Genomic DNA, 17,497 nt, shown 5'->3' with positions numbered 1-17,497 from the left:
ATAAAAATATATTGTCAAGTAGAATGGGCAGATTATTATATGAGCAAGTTAGTTGTTCTCAAAATAGATGGTAATTTGGAACAAGGGCTTAGAGCTACGTTAGAAATTGGCGAAGATAATGCTCGTTCATATATAGAAGCTCATGCCAGCTTGCCAAATTCGACTGATTTAAACAACTCCTTAATTCAATGGCAGAGTAAATATAACAGTGTAGTTAATAATAACAGCCGTATCAAACCAAAAGAAATGATTTATGGTGGTTCAATCAATCGAAGGATTAATGAATGTAAACAATTAGAAACTAAAATTAATCAGCATTTGCAATCTTGGTTGAACTGTCAAGAATTTTCTAGCATCAACAATACATTGCGTGAAGAATTAAATCGAGATGATATCGTTCGCGTATTGATTCGCACTAACGACGAGCAGTTACAACAAATTCCTTGGCATTTATGGGATTTTTTCCAAAATTACTCTAAAGCCGAATTTGCTTTAAGTACAGTAACGTTTCAAAAAACTGAACAATCATTACCAAAACCTAAAGTTAGAATTTTGGCTATTCTCGGTAATAGTACAGGTATCGATGTTCAAAAAGATAGAGAATTATTAGAAAGTTTGCCTGATTCTGAAGTTATTTTTTTAGTCGAACCGCAGCTTCAAGAGTTAAGTAGTCAACTATGGGAACAAAAGTGGGATATTTTGTTTTTTGCAGGACATAGTGAAACGCATGGTAATACTGGTAAACTCTATATTAATCAAACAGATAGTTTGACAATTCAAGAATTTAGCAATGCCTTGAGAAGTTCTATTACTCAAGGATTACAGCTAGCTATTTTTAACTCCTGTGATGGTTTAGGGTTAGCACGACAACTGAGCTTATTAAATATTCCGCAAATTATTGTCATGCGGCAACCAGTTCCAGATAAAGTAGCACAAGAATTTTTGAAGTATTTTTTGCTTGCCTTCTCCAGTGGTAAGTCTTTATATTTAGCATCGCGTGAAGCTAGGGAAAAGCTACAGAGTTTAGAGGATAAATTTCCTAGCGCTACTTGGTTGCCAGTAATTTTTCAAAACCCAGCAGTATTACCACCGACTTGGAACTCTTTATTAACCAGTAATGATATTAATAAAGAAGCAAATAAGAGTACATTTAAACTAAAAAATCAGCGTCAGAGGAATTTTTTTACTCTAATAGCGACTAGTCTTATTGTAACAACAAGTGTCATCGGCGCCCGTTTTGGAGGGATGTTAGAAAAATGGGAATTACATCTTTTCGACCAAATAATGCAAAGTCGTCCAGCCGAGAGAAGTGACCAACGAATTTTGATAATTGGCATCAAAGATGAAGATTTTCAAATACCTGAACAGAAAGATAGAAAAGGCTCACTTTCAGATTTAGCATTAGCAAAACTATTAGAAAAATTACAGCCACATAAACCGCGTGCAATTGGCTTGGATATCTTTCGTGATTTCCCTGTTGATTCCAAACAGATAACTTTAAAAACTAATTTACAAAAAAGTGATAACTTCTTTGCTATTTGTCAAGTCGGTGAGCCAGAAGGTGAAGAACGTGGAATCTCACAACCACCTGAAGTAAAGAATCAATACCTTGGGTTTAGCAATGTTATTCCAGACTCGGATGGTGTGATTCGGCGCCATCTTTTATCAATGGACGTACCAATAACATCGCTTTGCCAAACACCTATTTCTTTAAGTTTACAATTAGCAGCACAATATTTAAAAGCAGAAGGAATTACACCCCAAATAGTTCAAGGGAACTGGCAACTCGGAAATATTGTACTTCCGCGATTACAATCACCAACTGGCGCTTATCAAAATGCCGATACATGGGGAAACCAAATTATATTAAATTACCGTTCTTATCATTCACCATTACAAATTGCTGATATAGTCACCCTCAAAGATGTACTAACAGGTAAAGTCAAACCCGAAACCATAAAAAACCGTATTATTTTAATAGGTGTTATGACTCGAACATCCGGCGACCAATTTCCAACTCCTTACATCGCAAAACAACGTACCTATCAAGAAATGCCCGGAGTAATTATCCATGCTCAAATGGTGAGCCAAATATTAAGTGCAGTTTTAGACAGGCGCCCATTAATAAAAACATGGACATTTTGGATTGATTTTGTATGGGTATGGAGTTGGTCACTTGCAGGAGGAATAATAACACTTGCCTCTCAAAAAAAATTATTCTACGGCATCCTTACAGGAGGAATTCTAATAATAGTTTTATATGGCACTTGTTATTGGCTATTTATACAAGGAAATTGGGCGCCATTAGTACCATCTGCCATAGCATTAATAAGCGTAGGGTGCGTGAAAGCCATTACAAACCCCAATAAAATGTAAACTTAAACTGCTTTCACGCACCATTAATAGAACAATTACTTTAAAATCATGAAAAATAAATTTAAAATCTTAACCCTAACCCTAGCCTTAATATTAATTTCAACACAAGTTGTAGCACAACTCTCCCCAGCAATAAACTTCATCCAACCCCCTCCTAGGCAAGGAACCCCAAAAGGAACCGTACCAGCAGGAAGTCGTCGGGGTTGTCCACAAACCCAAAAACCCCTCACCGCTTTAGTACCAGTCACAAAATTCTCAGATAACACAGAACTACGTTGGGGACTAACCACTCAAGACCATCCCACCTTCTGGTTTTATATTCCATACGAATCAAAATCTGTGCAAACAGCCAAATTTTCACTTCGCGACCGTACAAACAGTACGCTCTACGAAACGGACATTAAACTAACAGGAACACCAGGAGTAATAAACGTCTCACTTCCCAAAGAGGCGCCACTTCTCTCAAACAACCAATGGTATCGGTTATATTTATTTATTAATATATCTTGTGCCCCAAATACACCTTATCAAAAAGATTTTGCCGAAGCTTGGATAACACGAGAGACACTGGCACCAGCACTATCAAGCGAATTAGAAAAAGCAACTATACAACAAAAAGCAAATATTTACGCCAAAAACGGCATTTGGTATGATGCAATCACAACCGTTGCTGAAATTCGGCGCCAAAATCCGCAAGATAAAAAGTGGGATAATTTGTTAAAGTCGGCAGGATTATGATTGTAGGCAGTGCCCACCTTACAACCAATTACCAACTAAAATATAAGGCGCCCAATAATATGGCATAGCGTATTGTTCTTGTTGTAAAAGCTGTAATTGTGCGCGTCGTAATGCTTGAGCTTTGCTTATATTTGGTTGAGTCAGTTCTTTATAAAATTGACTCATTAATGTTGCTGTAGATGCATCATTGAGATTCCATAGTGAAGCTAATGTACTACGGGCGCCTGCTCTTACAGCAACTCCAGCAAGTCCCAATGCTGCACGGTCGTCACCTGTTGCGGTTTGACATGCACTGAGAACAAGTAATTCGATTAAATCAGGTTGGTTTATATCACGGGTCTTTAATAATTGATTGAGTTCGTTAACTTTGATGGGACGGTCGTAAGCTAAAATATAAGTCTTATCTGGGTTTGAGCTAAATTGACCATGAGTTGCTAGGTGAACAATTGGAAAAGTGTTTTCTTGAACCTGATTTTGAAAGGCAAGGCTAGTAAATTGCTTATTCAGAAGCACTGTACTTGATAGTTCTGATTTAATTTGTTGTAATTCGGTTTCAACATAATTGAGTTTAGAATAATTGAAGCGTGCTTCGCTTAATCCAGCAGTTAAGGCTCTTAGTTGTCCTCGTCGCAATCGTTTTATGTCAAATAACTGTAAACTGGGACTTGCAGCAATATTATATTTCTCTAGGAGGTACTGTTTACCATCATAAAGAGCAGCCATTGGTATATTTCGTAACTCGCCATCAAGAACAAATACTAAAGTTTCAACTTTGCTGTTTTCTAAATCAGTTTGAGCTTGTCGCAGCAACCACTCATATATTTTTTGATATTGAGTTTGCTTATCGGCGCCGACTTTAAATTCTTGTATATCTTCTCTTAGCTGTCTAATAGTACTTTCTACCTCTTGCTTTTTCACACGAGTTGTATATTGACGCAGATTATTTTGTCCAGGTAATTTGAGAATAACTTCAAGTCGGTCAGGTAAAATTATTGGATAAACAACTGCTGCGGTTAAATCTTCTTTATCAACTGCGACATCAATATTGACTTTAGCTGTTAAACAGGCAGACCGAAAGAAGTTATCTAACTCTGCTAATTGTAGAGATTCGATGATTAAACGAGCTTCCTTGAGATTATCTTTATTTGCTTGTGTGTTTTGCTTTTGTAAAAGCAATTCAACATACTCTCGATACACAGGTTCAACACTTTCACGGAAAGAAAATTGAACATCTGAATTAATTGCAACTAAATCACTACGTAGAGACTGAAGGACTTTAACTGCTTGTGCATAATAACCGCTAGCAGCTTGTGTATCTCCCTTTGCCTTGAGTAAACGCCCCATTTGCCATTGCCATTGATAAGTAATGTCTGATGCATTAATATTCTGTGCCAGTAATAAAGCTTTTTCGGTAAGCTTAAAAGCATCGGTTAATTGTCCTGCTTGTTCATATAACCAAGCAAGAGTACCTACAGCATAAGATTCTGCACGTAAGTCTTGTAAATTATGTGCAATCTTTTCTGCCTCTGCTAAGATTTTGGCAATATCTACCCATGCAGGAGCTTGTTTAGTGTTTTCTCTGAGTTTAACTAAATTTTGAGCCAAGTTAATTCGAGCATAAACAGCCATGCGACTTGATGGTAATTTATTTAATTCTGTCTGAATTTGTGGTATAAAATTAGTAGCATCTGCATATTGCTTTGTTTCTAAAAGCAAGTTCAATTGATTTAATAATAAATCGATACGTATGGCGCCGCTAGTAAGTGAATAATTACCAGCTTGTTGTAAATAATTTAAAGCAGCTTGATAATTTTGTTGCGCGCGTGCTGTTTTAGCTAAACTGACAAGAGTCTCGCCCATTGCCTGTTTAGAGTTAGCATTAGAATTTATCTTTAAACTTTGTTCTAATACTTGTTGAGATTCGCTTAAATTACCGACTAATCGTAGAACATCCCCAAGCTGACGTAATCCTGTAGCTTGAATTGATTTATTTTTTTCTATTACAAGTGATTTCTTTAACTCTCCTAAAATATTTTCAGCTTGACGAAAAAATCCTAAAGCTTGCAACGCTTGAGCCGAATTAATTCGATTACGAGTTAATTTAGATGTTTCGTTTATTTTTACATAAATATCAGCAGCTTGTTGCCAAATGTCTACAGCTTTTTCAGTTTGTCCTTGCAAGTACAGTAGGCGCCCTTGTACATCTAACGCTTGAGCAAAAACTTCTGGATTTTTGATTGGCGATTGGAGCATATTAAGACTTTGGTTAATCGCATTTTCCGCTTCCTTCGTTAACCCAAGCTGTTGATAAGCCAAAGACAAATTACTCAGCGTCATGGCTTGTCCGATTTTATCTCCATTATTCTCAAAAGTTGTGGCAGCTTTTTGTAATACCTTAACTGCATCATTAAACTTTTCAGCCTCATATAAAGCTCTGCCCTGTTCTACCAAATTTTCGGCATTAGATAAAGCTTGAACATGTAAATATGTTCTGCCAAAAGCAGTACTAGGTAAAATTGCAGGCGCCAAAAACAATACTATTAGTATGATGACGTTAACATAACGCTGCACTGCTATTCGCAATTGCTTAATTTTGCTAATATATCTAGACATTGTAATAAATTATCCGTTACATCCTAGAGTCATCCGTTGCCACTCTTCGCGCGACTTGATAGGCGCCTCTCTAAGAAACACCTCACCATTAGCATTTTTCACCAAACTAGTAGCTTCGACAATCGGTTGTGTGGGGGTAGTAGAATTTTGAGTAGCAACTGGGCTTTTGTATTGATTATTGCTGCGTGCGCGCGTTACCCAATCAACTTGTGGCGTATCACTGCTAAAAGCAACTCTAGGATTAGATGGTAAACCACCACGTCCGGTTACAACAAATTGGCTTTGATTTTCACTACCTACTTGGCAATCTTGAGCAACTTGTGGTGTACCCGGTTCTACGGGCAAATTAATTAATCCTCGATTCGGGTCTAAATCTTGAGTATTAATTAAGACAGTACCGTTGATACCAAACTGAGAACTTGCATTGATATCACTGAAATTTGTCAGCTGTGGACGGTATTCTAACCCATATATTCCTTGAGTTGTGATATTAATCTTACCTCCGCTACCTCGTTCGGCATTTGCAATAATATCGTTATTTTCACGTTTGTTAGCAACAATGAATTGGGAACTAATATCAATGTTTCCACCATTACCATTATTGCCTGCTTGAGTTGAGATAGAACTATTGTGGCGCATCAAAATTAAAGAAAGTACTTGTAAATTGATATTGCCACCTTCACCAGAGACTGTAGAAGCTTTGATACTTCCTTGGTTATTGAGTGTAATATTATCAGCTTCTATCAATAAGTTTCCAGCATCCCCCAATCCAGTTGCACCGACTGTTACATCGGCGCCATTTTCAATGATTAATTGTCCAGTATTAATACTTAAGTCTCCGGCAGAGCTAGCGCTATTATTACCAGTTAAAGCAGATAATCTGCTGGGAAAATTATCAGAAGAGGTTCCACGTATTTCTATTGAGTCAGAAGCTGTCACATCTAACTTTCCTGCTAAACCTTGATTGAGTGTATCTGAGGATACTTGTCCTCCATCTTGGATAATTAGCTTTTTAGTATTAATTTTTGAAGTTGCAACGTTTCCCTGACCAGAGGTGCGGTTGGTTAAACGACTGTAAACTTGTTCACCATAGAGTGATTCTCCGCTGACTTCCACAGATTCGGAGGCATTAATTGTCAAATTACCCCCTTCCCCAATACTATAAAAATTAGTGCCAGCAGATACCTGTCCCCCTTCTTTAATAATTAATTTGCCAGTATTAATTGTCAAATTTCCAGCATTACCTGCACCTTCGGTACTAGTTGTCAAGCGGCTGCGAATATTACTTCTTGGTATACCACCAATTACCTCTACTGAATCTGAAGCGTTGATATTTAAAGTGCCTCCCTGCCCAAAACTAAGATTATTCGGGTCGCTGCTGCGAGATATGGCGCCAGCAGATATTAATCCCCCACCTTTGGCAGTTAACTTTTTCGTATCAATTGTCAAAGTTTTGGCATTTCCAGCACCAGCAGTCAAATTTGTGATGCGGCTCACTTGTGTAGTCACACGATTATCTGCCGATATTCCAAGCACCTCAACTGAGTCAGAAGCGTTGATTATTAAATTTCCTCCTGCTCCTCTACTACGAGGAAAAGTACCAGCAGCTATTTGTCCCCCATTTTTAACACTTAACTTGCCTGTATTAATTGTCAAATCTCCAGCGGCGCCATCACCTCGTGTCTGAGTAGTCAAGCGACTCTGAAATGTGTCGTCTGGTGTTTTTCCAATTGTTTCTCCTATTAATTCTACTGACTCTGAAGCATTAATGTTGATATTTCCACCTGCCCCTTTTATGGGAGGACGCAAAATTGCACCAGTGGATATTAATCCTCCATCTTGCAACAGCAATCTTTTAGTATTAACTGTTAAGGCGCCAGCATCCCCATCACCTCTTGTCTCGGTTCTCAAACCACTAGGTTCTTTACCATTTGCTGACACACCAATTATTTCTACAGATTCAGAAGCATTAATAGTTAATTTTCCTCCATGTCTCGTATTTAAGGTTCTAGCTAATACACGCGCACCCTCAGTAAGTCGTAAAGACCTAGCTTCTATATGAATATCACCACCACCATTACCACTAGCATTGACAATTGCCTGTCTTGATAATTTTATATCTCCAAAATTTTTGGTGTTTTCATATCCTAATGCCCAACCTTTACTTACTGGCTTTAAACTGACTAGACTATTAGATGCAACACTTCCCAGTTCAATTCGTCCTCCTGTACTGTTTCCACCTGTTGCCGTCAAATAACCACCATTAAGTGTAATATCACCGCTTACTAATGCCAAAGTTTTCTCAGGCTTGACTTGCAAACCTACACGTTGTTTCTCTGTATCAGTTACTTGAGATTGATTACTAATGCTTCCTGGGTTGGTGCCAAATTGTAAACCAATAGGAACACTAACCGTAAGTAATGGTGTAGATTCTTTACTTACACTATATCTAGTTCCATCGGCAAAATTTATACTGCTTGCCGTACTGCCAATAAATGAACCACCAATATTTAAAGAGGCATTGCGACCAAAAATAATTCCATTTGGATTGAGCAGGAATAAATTAGCGGCGCCTTTCGCACTGATTGAACCATTAATATTTGATACCTCGTTACCAGTAACTCTAGTGATAATGTTTTGAATATCCAGCGGATTATTAAAGTCAGCAATAATACCAGTAGGAACAGAAAACTTTTCAAAGCTGTGGAATAAATTTTCTCCGACTTTGGTTCCTTGCTCAATAACTCTGGTTTTGCCTTGCACACTCACGTGGGAATTATTGGGTAAAGTGCCATCAGGGGTTATTTGAGCAAAGGCGCCACAAGACACCACGTCAAATGTAAAAATTGCTGCTATTGCGCCTATTATTAAGTAACACGCTTGGGCTAATTGGGCGCCGTAACTTCTTACAGTGGTCATCTGGTAAACCTCCCAAAAACAACATGTACTTATATAACTCATACCAATACAGAGTACCTACCGGGTAAATCTTAGAATTATGCTTTATAGTTACAAATAGTTACATATGCGTGAGTGCAATTAGCCATGAAAGATTTTCACATACGGGGAATTAACCATATTGCGTTGGTATGTAAGGACATGGAACGCACAGTAGATTTTTATACTCAGACACTTGGTTTAAATTTAATCAAGAAAATAGCTTTGCCAGATGGTGGACAACATTTCTTTTTTGATATTGGCAACGGAGATGCTTTAGCATTTTTTTGGTTTCCCCAAGCTCCAGAAGCATCACCAGGTATTGCTTCAGTTAGACCAGATGCATTTCAAACTGGTAATATTGTAACTGCTCACGCTTCGCTGAATCACTTAGCCTTCAACGTTCCTGTAGAGAAGTTAGAAGAATATCGGGAAAAACTTCTTGAGAAAGGAGTGCAAGTTACGCCGATTTTACACCATGCTGATGTTCCTTCTGGATATGTTCCAGAACGGGATGAAAGTACATTTATCTCGTCATTTTATTTCTTTGACCCAGATGGAATATTACTAGAATTTGCAGCGAATATAGTCAAAGCAAACTGTCTCTAAATTATCGATAGAGACAGGTACAAATGTATTTACTTGACGATGCTATAGCAATCCTAAATCGCTTGTAAAATATTTCTCTTCATTCTTTCCTTCCTTTCCTTCCTTTCCTTCCTTTGCGTCCTTTGCGGTTCGTTACATAAGCATCATTTGTTACAAATCAATTAGGAATGCTATATATAAAAAATGATTTCATCAAAGAGTATAAAATAAGAAGGCGCCAAGAAAATATAAAGCAACAGTTAAGAAATGCACGCGAATAGGGTATCGTACTCACTCACTTGTGAAGAGCGAACATCGCCAACTTTTCGAGTTTGTGAGCAAGTTGTCAATATGTTATACTCAAAACGACTTAAAACTATACTTTTTATGCAAACGTAGACCTTTAAGATGCTTCGTTCCTCAGCATGACAAAGTTCATTTTTTACCCGTTTGCAGTATAAAAGGCACTCCGGAAGCTCCAATCATAAAACAGACTACTTATCCCGCTTTAACTACATTTATTTGATGTGTACCACGAACTATTAGGTATGTTAGTGAGCGCATCCGCTATAAAAATTATCTCACCTTTGGTATTTTTCACCCATCTTACCGCTTCAACAACAGCCAATTGCGTAAGATTATTGGGATTTTTTCTAGCGGTTGGACTATTACTGTTGTTACTGCGCTCGTTGCGTGTCACCCAATCTACTTGGGGTGTATCACTGCTAAAACTAACTCTGGGATTAAGAGGCAAACCACTGCGTCCAGTGTAAACAAATCGACTTTGATTTTCGCCTGTAACCGCTTGGCAACCAGTAGCTACTTGCGGTGTACCTGGTTCGATTGGCAAGTTGATCAATCCGGGGTTGGGGTCAATATCTAGTATGTTAATGTCTATAGTTCCATCAAATTCTGCTCCAACCTCAGAACTAGCATTAATGTCACTGATGTTACTAAAATATTCATCACCTCGATTGCGTTCATATTTCTCAAACCCATAAACACCAGTAGCTTGGATATTAATTCTACCCCCTCTACCTAGAGCAGCATTGGCAACAATGTCGCTATTTTCACCTTTGTTAGTGACAATGAAACCAAACGGAGAGTTTATTGTGATGTTTCCACCAGTTGCACGGTTGAGAGCTTGAGCGGATATCTTACTGTTATCAAGCATTAGCAATAAGTCAAAATCCCGTATTACGATATTTTCCTCCTGAAGACTAGAGGCGCCGTTTACAGTGGCAATTTCTCCAAACTGTTCTAGGCGAATATTTGAAGCTTTTATTTGTAGCTGACCTGCCTGCGCTCTTGGTGCGCTAGCAGTAATTTGAGCCTGGTCTTTAACAAGTAATTCCCCGGTTGTAATGCTTAAAGTTCCTCCCGAACCCGTACCTGATGTTGAAGCAGATATTTGGGCGCCATCTTGCACAAGTATCTGTCTACTAGTAACGTTTAAATCTCCACCCTGACCTGTAGAATCTTCAAATGTATTTGCAAAAAGTCCACTGGCACTACCAACAGCAGCAACCGCGACCTCGCCAAATTGGGCAATTCGTTCAAAATAACTGTTATCTTTGCCAGCAAGGGTGACGTTATCATTTACATTGACATTGATATTACCAGCCTTACCACTACTGAAACTGGTAGTAACAACTTGTCCGCCGTTTATAGCTTCCAAGGTATTGGCGTTAAGAGTAATGTCACCCCCATCTTGGGGTACAGTAGTCACTGCACTCAAGACAGCACCATTTGTAAGAGAAAGCAACCCTGTTGTGATGTTGATACCGCCAGCTTTACCCACCGCTCCTCTTCCTTCTATACTGCTGAATGCCGTACTGGAGACACCATTGCTACCCGTCCCATCAAAGGAGACAGTATCGCGGGCATTTATATTTATATTTCCAGCATTTCCTATCCCTTGTAGGTTGCTAGCATCTAACAGCGCTCCATTTGTCACCGAAAGTGAACCAGTTGTAATATTAATATCGCCTCCATTTCCCTCGGTTCTTGATTGCGTAATACTGACTGCCGCAGTAGAACCTCGATTTCTACCTACTCCATCAAAGGAGACAGTATCACGGGCATTTATATTTATACTTCCAGCATTTCCCTTTCCGTAGGTGGCAGTCACCAGTGTGGCGCCATTTTTCATCGAAAGGTTTCCAGTGGTGATATTAACATTGCCTCCTTTGCCCACAGCGTTTCTTTGTATATTGCTTTCTGCTAAACTTGGGCGCCCATCATTGCTTACTCCATCAAAAGAGACTGTATCGCGGGCATTTATATTTACATCGCCAGCATTACCCTGTCCAAAGCTGGTTGTTTGTAGTCCGGCGCCATTCGTCAGCGATACTGACCTGGCAGTAATATTAATATCACCAGCATCACCCACGGTTTCGGGTGATTCTACCCTAGTAGTGATTCCACTATTGGAGCCACCATCGCCAATTACCCCTTTAAAAGAGACAGTATCGCTAGCTGTAATTGTCACATTGCCAGCCGAACCCTGTCCACGAGTACGAGATTGTAGCTGGGCGCCAGTAGTAAGCGAAAGTGACCCAGTATTGATGATAATGTCACCAGCTTTACCAATACCTCCAGGGCGTATCGTATTCGCTATCAAGCTTAAATCTGTAAGACTAATTGTTCCTGTTGCGTCAATTTTAATATCCCCTGCTTGAGAATTAATCGAACCTAACCCAGATTCTATGCCTGCCAATAGTCTACTGTTTCCTGACATATTAAAGTTCTGAGCAGTCAACGCAATACTACCCCCATCAGACGCGCGTACATAAACTTCAGAGTCATTAATAAGAGATACAGACGCGCGCGTTACATTGTCGGGAAAATTCAACTGTAAAATATTATCTATATTATTTAGCCCTACTGTTCCCTCTCCTAACAGCCCTCCTAGTTCAACTCGACCACCTGGAACATTTAATAAACTGTTATTCAATTTTATATCGCCACCTACCAGTAGTAAACTTTTATCATTCGGAACCGATAATGAGGTTTTATTTACTTGAATTGAGTTAATCGGTTGATTAGAAATTTGATTAAATAGAAAAGCAGAAGGATTTACAGTTAACAATGCAGAAGGAACATTTTTAACGGAGGCATCGAAAAATCCTAGATTTCCAAACTTAATTGCATTAGCTGTCGTCGCAACAAATGACCCTTTAACATCCAAACTGGCATTTTTCCCAAAGATAATGCCGTTAGGATTGATTAGAAATAAGTTGGCATTGCCCAATACGCCAAGCTTTCCTAAAATTTCAGAAGCGTTACCACCTGTTACGCGACCGAAAATATTCTCAATGCCATTAGGATTTGTGAAATAGGCGCCTCCGTCCTTAATATTGAATTCCCGGAAACTGTGAAATAGGTTAACTCCCCGACTTGCCCCTCCTGATATCTGTTCGCTTTTAATGCCAAGAATATCAATATTAGGTGTAACAACAGAACTTTCGGCGCCCAAGCTGTTATCGGGGACGATGTTGCTCTGCTGCGCGACCGCACAACTTGGAAATAAAGCGAGTTCTTGTAGTACGCTTGCGCTTGTAAAGAGCGCGGCTTTAACAACTAACCAACTCCATTGCTTTAAGAATCGGCGCCAATGCATTCTACATTTTGTCATTGAAAATTACACAAATAATAATGTGGGAGTTAACCGTGCGTTCAGCAACGTCATGCCGTGCTTCGAGTACAGATAAACTATAAATTATTTAATCACTTATTGTTGGTATAACTGAATTTGAATCTCCTGGTTTAGGTCGTCGTGGTTTTATAACTGGGGAAGAACCACTCAGATGGTCGTCATCGATAGAGCGTTGTTTAACATGCTAACAAAAATAGCGTAAACAGGTATGCAATCAGCGCTTTTTATAAACAGAGAGCTTTCGATTTAAATAGTTTAACAAAGCAGTAGGAACAAAAGGGGTGGAACGCAACACAAAATCAAAATCCAGTGATTGTACTAGTAGATGAATTAACCCACTGATAATAATTATCGTTGTCACCCATAATAATACTCTTTGCCACCAAGTATTGCCTAGCAGGCTTACAATCTCAGCACTACTATAATTGATACCACTAATAAGAGTTATAATTATTACAATTTGTGGACTAAAACTATGAAAGTGCTGTATGGCGTGAATTAATCCTCCAGCAAATCCACCTAAAGCTCCTGCAAAAAAGGTAATAAAATAATATTTACGGAGCTTAACCAAGAGTAAATCTGATTGTTTTATAATAATATGCTTGCGGAGTTTAACCAAGAGTGAATCTGATTGACTCATAATAAATAACCACTTGTTGAAAAAATGTAAAATCAATTTTGGCTTGTCTCAATTTTTACTTGCCAAGTATATAATGTTGTTCCTACAGACTGATCAAGATTTGTCAAAGCATTGAGATACTCTATAGTCGCATTCAGTTCTGCGTTTCTTGCTTCTACCAAACTATTTTCAAGACTGACAATCTCAAAAACTCCAGACCCCCTTCCTAATCTCTGTTTTTCTCTTTCAATTTGTAATTGTCGTTCAGAATACTCCCTAGCTTGTTGGGCAAGTTGCACTTGGGAAAAACTCGAATTAACGTCTCTAATTCTATCTGTAACCTGAATTTCTAAGCTTTCAAGCTGCTCCTTCAAATTGTTTTCCGTTTGCAGCAAGTTGACTCGGCTACGTTGAAACCTTTGTTCTGGCGCCAGGTCACCTAATGTTTTGCTAAAAGTTAGTCCAGCTTTCACGTCACCTGTTGTGTTGTTTCCCGTTGTGTTGTCATAGCTAATATTTAATCCTAAGTCCCAGCGTCTGTTATTTTTTGCCTGCGACAAATCAAGTTTAGCTTTGTCGAGGTTTAGCTGTGCCTGTAAATATTCTGGTTGATTTAAGAGCGCTACTTGTCGAAGTTTGTTTGAGTCTAGGGTCACGCGCGTTACTTTTGGAACTTCTGCTGCGACAATATTAGTATTTTTATCAATATCTAGAAGTTGAAGTAAAGCTAACTTTGTTGACTCAAGATTATTTTGAGCAGTTACTAAGCTTACTTGTCGGTTAGCAATTGCTGTTTCGCTTTGAATAATCTCAACTGGCGCCAATCTACCTGCTGCAATCAGAGCTTTATTAATTTCTAGAAGTTCTTGAGCGCTTTTAAGGGATAGCTGCTCAATTTTTAACTGTTCTTGGGCACGAAGTAAATTTCTATATGCCAAAATCGCATCTGTTATAGTATTCGTCAAAGTAGCTTTTAAATCCAAAACATTGGTTTTTTCAGTAAGTCGAGCAGTTTGAATCGAAGCTCTGTTAATATCGACCCCAGCACCTCTTAATAAAGGTTGGTTAAAACTGATTTTTGGTCTTAGAGCAGTATCTGTCCACCCTAAAGTCAACTCTCCTCCAGTAGGAATTTTCATTTTTGCCTCAAGCCCTATTTCATTCGTAACTGATGAAATGGCGCCTGACCCCGATTGACCAAATGACGTTGATACAGTAGGTGTAATATTTGGCGAAAATTTATCTTCTTCCACTACCAAGTCTTGCCTTTGAGCTATCCTTTCGAGATATGCGTTTTTAATCGTGCGGTTGTTTTGCAAAACCAAAGCGACAATATCAGAAATTTGCAATGCTAGCGCGTTAATAGTCGGTAATGATTTTTGAGAAATGGCATCTGATGCAGAAATTTGGCGAACTTGTGTAGCAGCCGACAAGTTAAACTTGATAGGTGATGTTGGTGTGGAGATGCTTTGAGATGGCGCCTTCACTAATTTCTGCTGATGCCTGTCTTGCTTATCTTTTTTTGGCTTGAAAGCTAAAATTGATTTTCTTGGCTGAGGTAGTATTTTGTTTTTCTGCTTCTGAGGTTGGATTAGATATACAAGTGTGTTGACTATCCTTGAATCGTAGGTTGTAGGTTTTGTATTTTTTTGTGTCTGTATGTACTCTTGTTCAATTTTAGTTTGGGATTGTGTTTGCCCTTGTGAAATAATCGTCTTACTTTTGTTAACGATTGCTTTCTCAACACCAACAGCAGGTCGTAATATTTTTCGAGGCTTAACAATCACTATTACAATACTAAATACAACCGTGATTACACTGGAAGCAATAAATACATTTAGCAAGCAAAAACTTACTGAGCGAAAAGATAGATGGAGTTGCCTTGGAGGTTGAGGATGTTGATTTGGTGGCTTGTGCATAATTGTAAGGTTGCTTAAGCACCATACTAATTTGAATTTTTATTCTTAATTTTACATTACACTCATAGTTTTAGCTTTTGTATCAAATTTCAAAACAAAATATCTTTAATTTTGATAGCTATAAATTATGCGTAAAGTCCGCAAACTATTGTACATGTTCGTATCTACTATGTATTTTGTATAATTAATATAAAACTACCTTGTTAGAAATTGTAGAAGTGATTCTATTTAAAACAAAACAACTGTAGTTATGTTTTATAAACGATTTAAACCTACTTGATTTATTAGATTAATTTAGGCATTAATAGAATTAAGAAGATTGAGCTTATACAGTTTAATTGACTACTTATGTAGGTTATCAACAAAACCTACACACTTAAAAAGTAATTCCAAAATTTTTGTCAGAGTCTAAATTACAGCATCTACCACATATTGTGGATTGTTTTCATTTTTGAAAGTATGAATTTTAGAGGAGATAAAGATGTACGTTAACCCCATCAAAAATAATTTTGCAAAACTAGCTCGTATAGCTGCTGTCGGTACAACCGCAGCGACTCTGACGCTTGCTGGTACAGTTCCACCATCATTGGCTGCTCCGGCGCCAAGCTGTGTTGTGGTAAGAAGTCAAGCGAGAAAGAGTTTAACGGTGCAAAATCAATGTCGAACCCAACAACGGGTGAAGCTTATTATTGCTTTTGGACGGGACTCAGCATGTAAAGTTATCAACCCGAACGGAATAGTTAGATTTACATGGACATTTGGTAATTTCGATAGGCTAGAAAGATGTTGATTTGAACTCTGACAATAGTTTGGATTTACTTTAAATATAATGCTCCCAAGACCTCCCACTTGGGAGCTTATTAAATTAGGAGAGAACAGAAATAATACTAAGTGCTACGCAAAGCTGTAACAGGGTTTAACTGGCTCGCACGCAGAGCTGGAAGAAAACCGGCGCCTACTCCCACTAATAGCGCTGACCCTAAAGATAAGGCGCCTGTGTTGCTTTCAAATTGATAGGGTAAATCAAAGCTATTAGCAACTACCAACGTCAACCCATGCACCATAGATATTGCTACAGTTCCCCCTAATAGACTTAAAAGCGTCGCTTCAAGAATAAATTGCAACATTATGTCTCGTTTTGTGGCGCCAATTGCCAGCTTTAGACCAATTTCAGAAGTACGCTCCGATACAGTGGCAATGGTAATATTAGCAATTCCAACACCTCCCACTAATAAAGAAATAACTCCTACTGCTGCTAGTGCCCGTGAAACGAGTTCAAGAGTTTTTTGTTGCTCTAAAATGTCTTCAATATTGTTCCTAACATCAAATTTTTGACCTGGAAAACGCTGCTCCAAAAGGTTTTTTGCTTTATCTTCCAAATGTTTTAGGTCTTCGAGCTTATGAGGACGCATCCAAATAGCTCCAATATGCCGACTACCCATTAAAGCGTTGTAAACTGACATTGGTATCATTATCTCACCTTCAGGTGCGTCACTGCTACTAACACTAGTTTTCACCACCCCCACAACAATATAAGGTCGGCGTTCGGTATAGATACGCTGACCGATAGGCTTTTGGTTTTTAAAAAGTTTATTTGCAAGAAATTGATCAATTACTACCACAGGTCGATAGCTAACAAAATCTGCTTTTGTAAAAAATCGCCCCCTTACTAATTGTTTACCTGATGTAAGCAAAAAGTTTTGGGAGACACCCAGCATTAAAGGATTAGCTTCCTGATCTTGAAATAGAGTTCGAGAAGAAGTTGGGAAACTGGAGGCACTAATTGCTCTTAACCCCACAAGCCTTTGTTGCAAAAATTTGATGTCTTCTAACCTAAGTTGAGACTCTGGGAATACTGTAGCTTGGGGTGCATCTCGCTCTGCAATTTGACGGGCAATAACTGACCGACTAATGCTACCGACTTGAAGCGTTGCTGTCACCGCAGCTACACCTATAAAAACACTCAAGGTAGTTAGGGTGGAGCGTAAAGGGTTGCCGCTTAAAGAACGAATAGTAAGATTTAGTAGATCAAAAGGTGTGATACTCATG

10 protein-coding genes are annotated in these 17,497 nt (G+C 38.5%); 4 read left to right on the top strand and 6 right to left on the bottom strand.

Going from position 1 to position 17,497, the window contains the following annotated elements:
* The first annotated feature begins 39 nt into the window (after nt 1-39).
* Nucleotides 40-2,376, top strand: coding sequence for a CHASE2 domain-containing protein (locus DSM106972_RS03630; RefSeq protein ID WP_127078888.1), 2,337 nt, complete (start codon nt 40-42; stop codon nt 2,374-2,376).
* A 48-nt stretch (nt 2,377-2,424) separates the two neighbouring features.
* Nucleotides 2,425-3,114 (top strand): DUF928 domain-containing protein, encoded by a 690-nt coding sequence (locus DSM106972_RS03625; protein ID WP_127078886.1) that lies wholly within the window; start codon nt 2,425-2,427, stop codon nt 3,112-3,114.
* A gap of 18 nt (nt 3,115-3,132) precedes the next feature.
* Here DSM106972_RS03625 and DSM106972_RS03620 read toward each other — a convergent pair whose 3' ends face one another.
* Nucleotides 3,133-5,727 carry a CHAT domain-containing protein gene (locus DSM106972_RS03620; protein ID WP_127078884.1) on the bottom strand — a complete coding sequence of 865 codons (2,595 nt, stop codon included), beginning with the start codon at nt 5,725-5,727 and terminating at the stop codon, nt 3,133-3,135.
* A 9-nt stretch (nt 5,728-5,736) separates the two neighbouring features.
* Nucleotides 5,737-8,646, bottom strand: a complete 2,910-nt coding sequence (locus DSM106972_RS03615) for a beta strand repeat-containing protein (RefSeq protein ID WP_158632759.1) — start codon at nt 8,644-8,646, stop codon at nt 5,737-5,739.
* A gap of 126 nt (nt 8,647-8,772) precedes the next feature.
* Between DSM106972_RS03615 and DSM106972_RS03610 the strand changes: the two genes are divergently transcribed.
* On the top strand, nt 8,773-9,273 hold the full coding sequence (locus DSM106972_RS03610) for a VOC family protein (RefSeq protein WP_127078880.1): 501 nt from the start codon (nt 8,773-8,775) through the stop codon (nt 9,271-9,273).
* Nucleotides 9,274-9,760: 487 nt separating this feature from the next.
* Here the strand turns inward: DSM106972_RS03610 and DSM106972_RS03605 are convergent, their stop codons facing one another.
* From DSM106972_RS03605 to DSM106972_RS03595, 3 genes are all read right to left on the bottom strand, one after another.
* Entirely contained in the window at nt 9,761-12,889 is a 3,129-nt protein-coding gene (locus DSM106972_RS03605) for a two-partner secretion domain-containing protein (protein WP_127078878.1), read from the bottom strand.
* Between the two features lie 235 nt (nt 12,890-13,124).
* Nucleotides 13,125-13,550: a hypothetical protein gene (locus DSM106972_RS03600; RefSeq protein ID WP_127078876.1), complete on the bottom strand. Its 426-nt coding sequence runs from the start codon at nt 13,548-13,550 to the stop codon at nt 13,125-13,127.
* Nucleotides 13,551-13,582: 32 nt separating this feature from the next.
* Nucleotides 13,583-15,448: a TolC family protein gene (locus DSM106972_RS03595; RefSeq protein WP_233787765.1), complete on the bottom strand. Its 1,866-nt coding sequence runs from the start codon at nt 15,446-15,448 to the stop codon at nt 13,583-13,585.
* Nucleotides 15,449-15,929: 481 nt separating this feature from the next.
* On the opposite strand from DSM106972_RS03595, the gene DSM106972_RS03590 reads away from it, so the two are divergent.
* Complete coding sequence (locus tag DSM106972_RS03590) at nt 15,930-16,238, top strand: alpha-amylase inhibitor (RefSeq protein WP_127078874.1); 309 nt, start codon at nt 15,930-15,932, stop codon at nt 16,236-16,238.
* Between the two features lie 97 nt (nt 16,239-16,335).
* Here DSM106972_RS03590 and DSM106972_RS03585 read toward each other — a convergent pair whose 3' ends face one another.
* A complete protein-coding gene (locus DSM106972_RS03585; RefSeq protein WP_127078872.1) occupies nt 16,336-17,496 on the bottom strand; it encodes an ABC transporter permease in 1,161 nt (386 codons plus the stop codon).
* Nucleotide 17,497 lies beyond the last annotated feature (1 nt).

Origin of the sequence: Dulcicalothrix desertica PCC 7102, assembly GCF_003991905.1 — a bacterium.
Lineage (GTDB): Bacteria > Cyanobacteriota > Cyanobacteriia > Cyanobacteriales > Nostocaceae > Dulcicalothrix > Dulcicalothrix desertica.
Note: the sequence above shows the minus strand (reverse complement) of the source record. Positions and strands in the feature narration are given on the sequence as shown.

What these genes read in the sequence shown, in the direction of transcription:
- DSM106972_RS03585 (WP_127078872.1), bottom strand. Translation starts at nt 17,496, where the DNA reads ATGAGTATCACACCTTTTGATCTACTAAATCTTACTATTCGTTCTTTA.
- DSM106972_RS03595 (WP_233787765.1), bottom strand. Translation starts at nt 15,448, where the DNA reads ATGCACAAGCCACCAAATCAACATCCTCAACCTCCAAGGCAACTCCAT.
- DSM106972_RS03605 (WP_127078878.1), bottom strand. Translation starts at nt 12,889, where the DNA reads ATGACAAAATGTAGAATGCATTGGCGCCGATTCTTAAAGCAATGGAGT.
- DSM106972_RS03630 (WP_127078888.1), top strand. Translation starts at nt 40, where the DNA reads ATGAGCAAGTTAGTTGTTCTCAAAATAGATGGTAATTTGGAACAAGGG.
- DSM106972_RS03625 (WP_127078886.1), top strand. Translation starts at nt 2,425, where the DNA reads ATGAAAAATAAATTTAAAATCTTAACCCTAACCCTAGCCTTAATATTA.
- DSM106972_RS03600 (WP_127078876.1), bottom strand. Translation starts at nt 13,550, where the DNA reads ATGAGTCAATCAGATTCACTCTTGGTTAAACTCCGCAAGCATATTATT.
- DSM106972_RS03590 (WP_127078874.1), top strand. Translation starts at nt 15,930, where the DNA reads ATGTACGTTAACCCCATCAAAAATAATTTTGCAAAACTAGCTCGTATA.
- DSM106972_RS03610 (WP_127078880.1), top strand. Translation starts at nt 8,773, where the DNA reads ATGAAAGATTTTCACATACGGGGAATTAACCATATTGCGTTGGTATGT.
- DSM106972_RS03620 (WP_127078884.1), bottom strand. Translation starts at nt 5,727, where the DNA reads ATGTCTAGATATATTAGCAAAATTAAGCAATTGCGAATAGCAGTGCAG.
- DSM106972_RS03615 (WP_158632759.1), bottom strand. Translation starts at nt 8,646, where the DNA reads ATGACCACTGTAAGAAGTTACGGCGCCCAATTAGCCCAAGCGTGTTAC.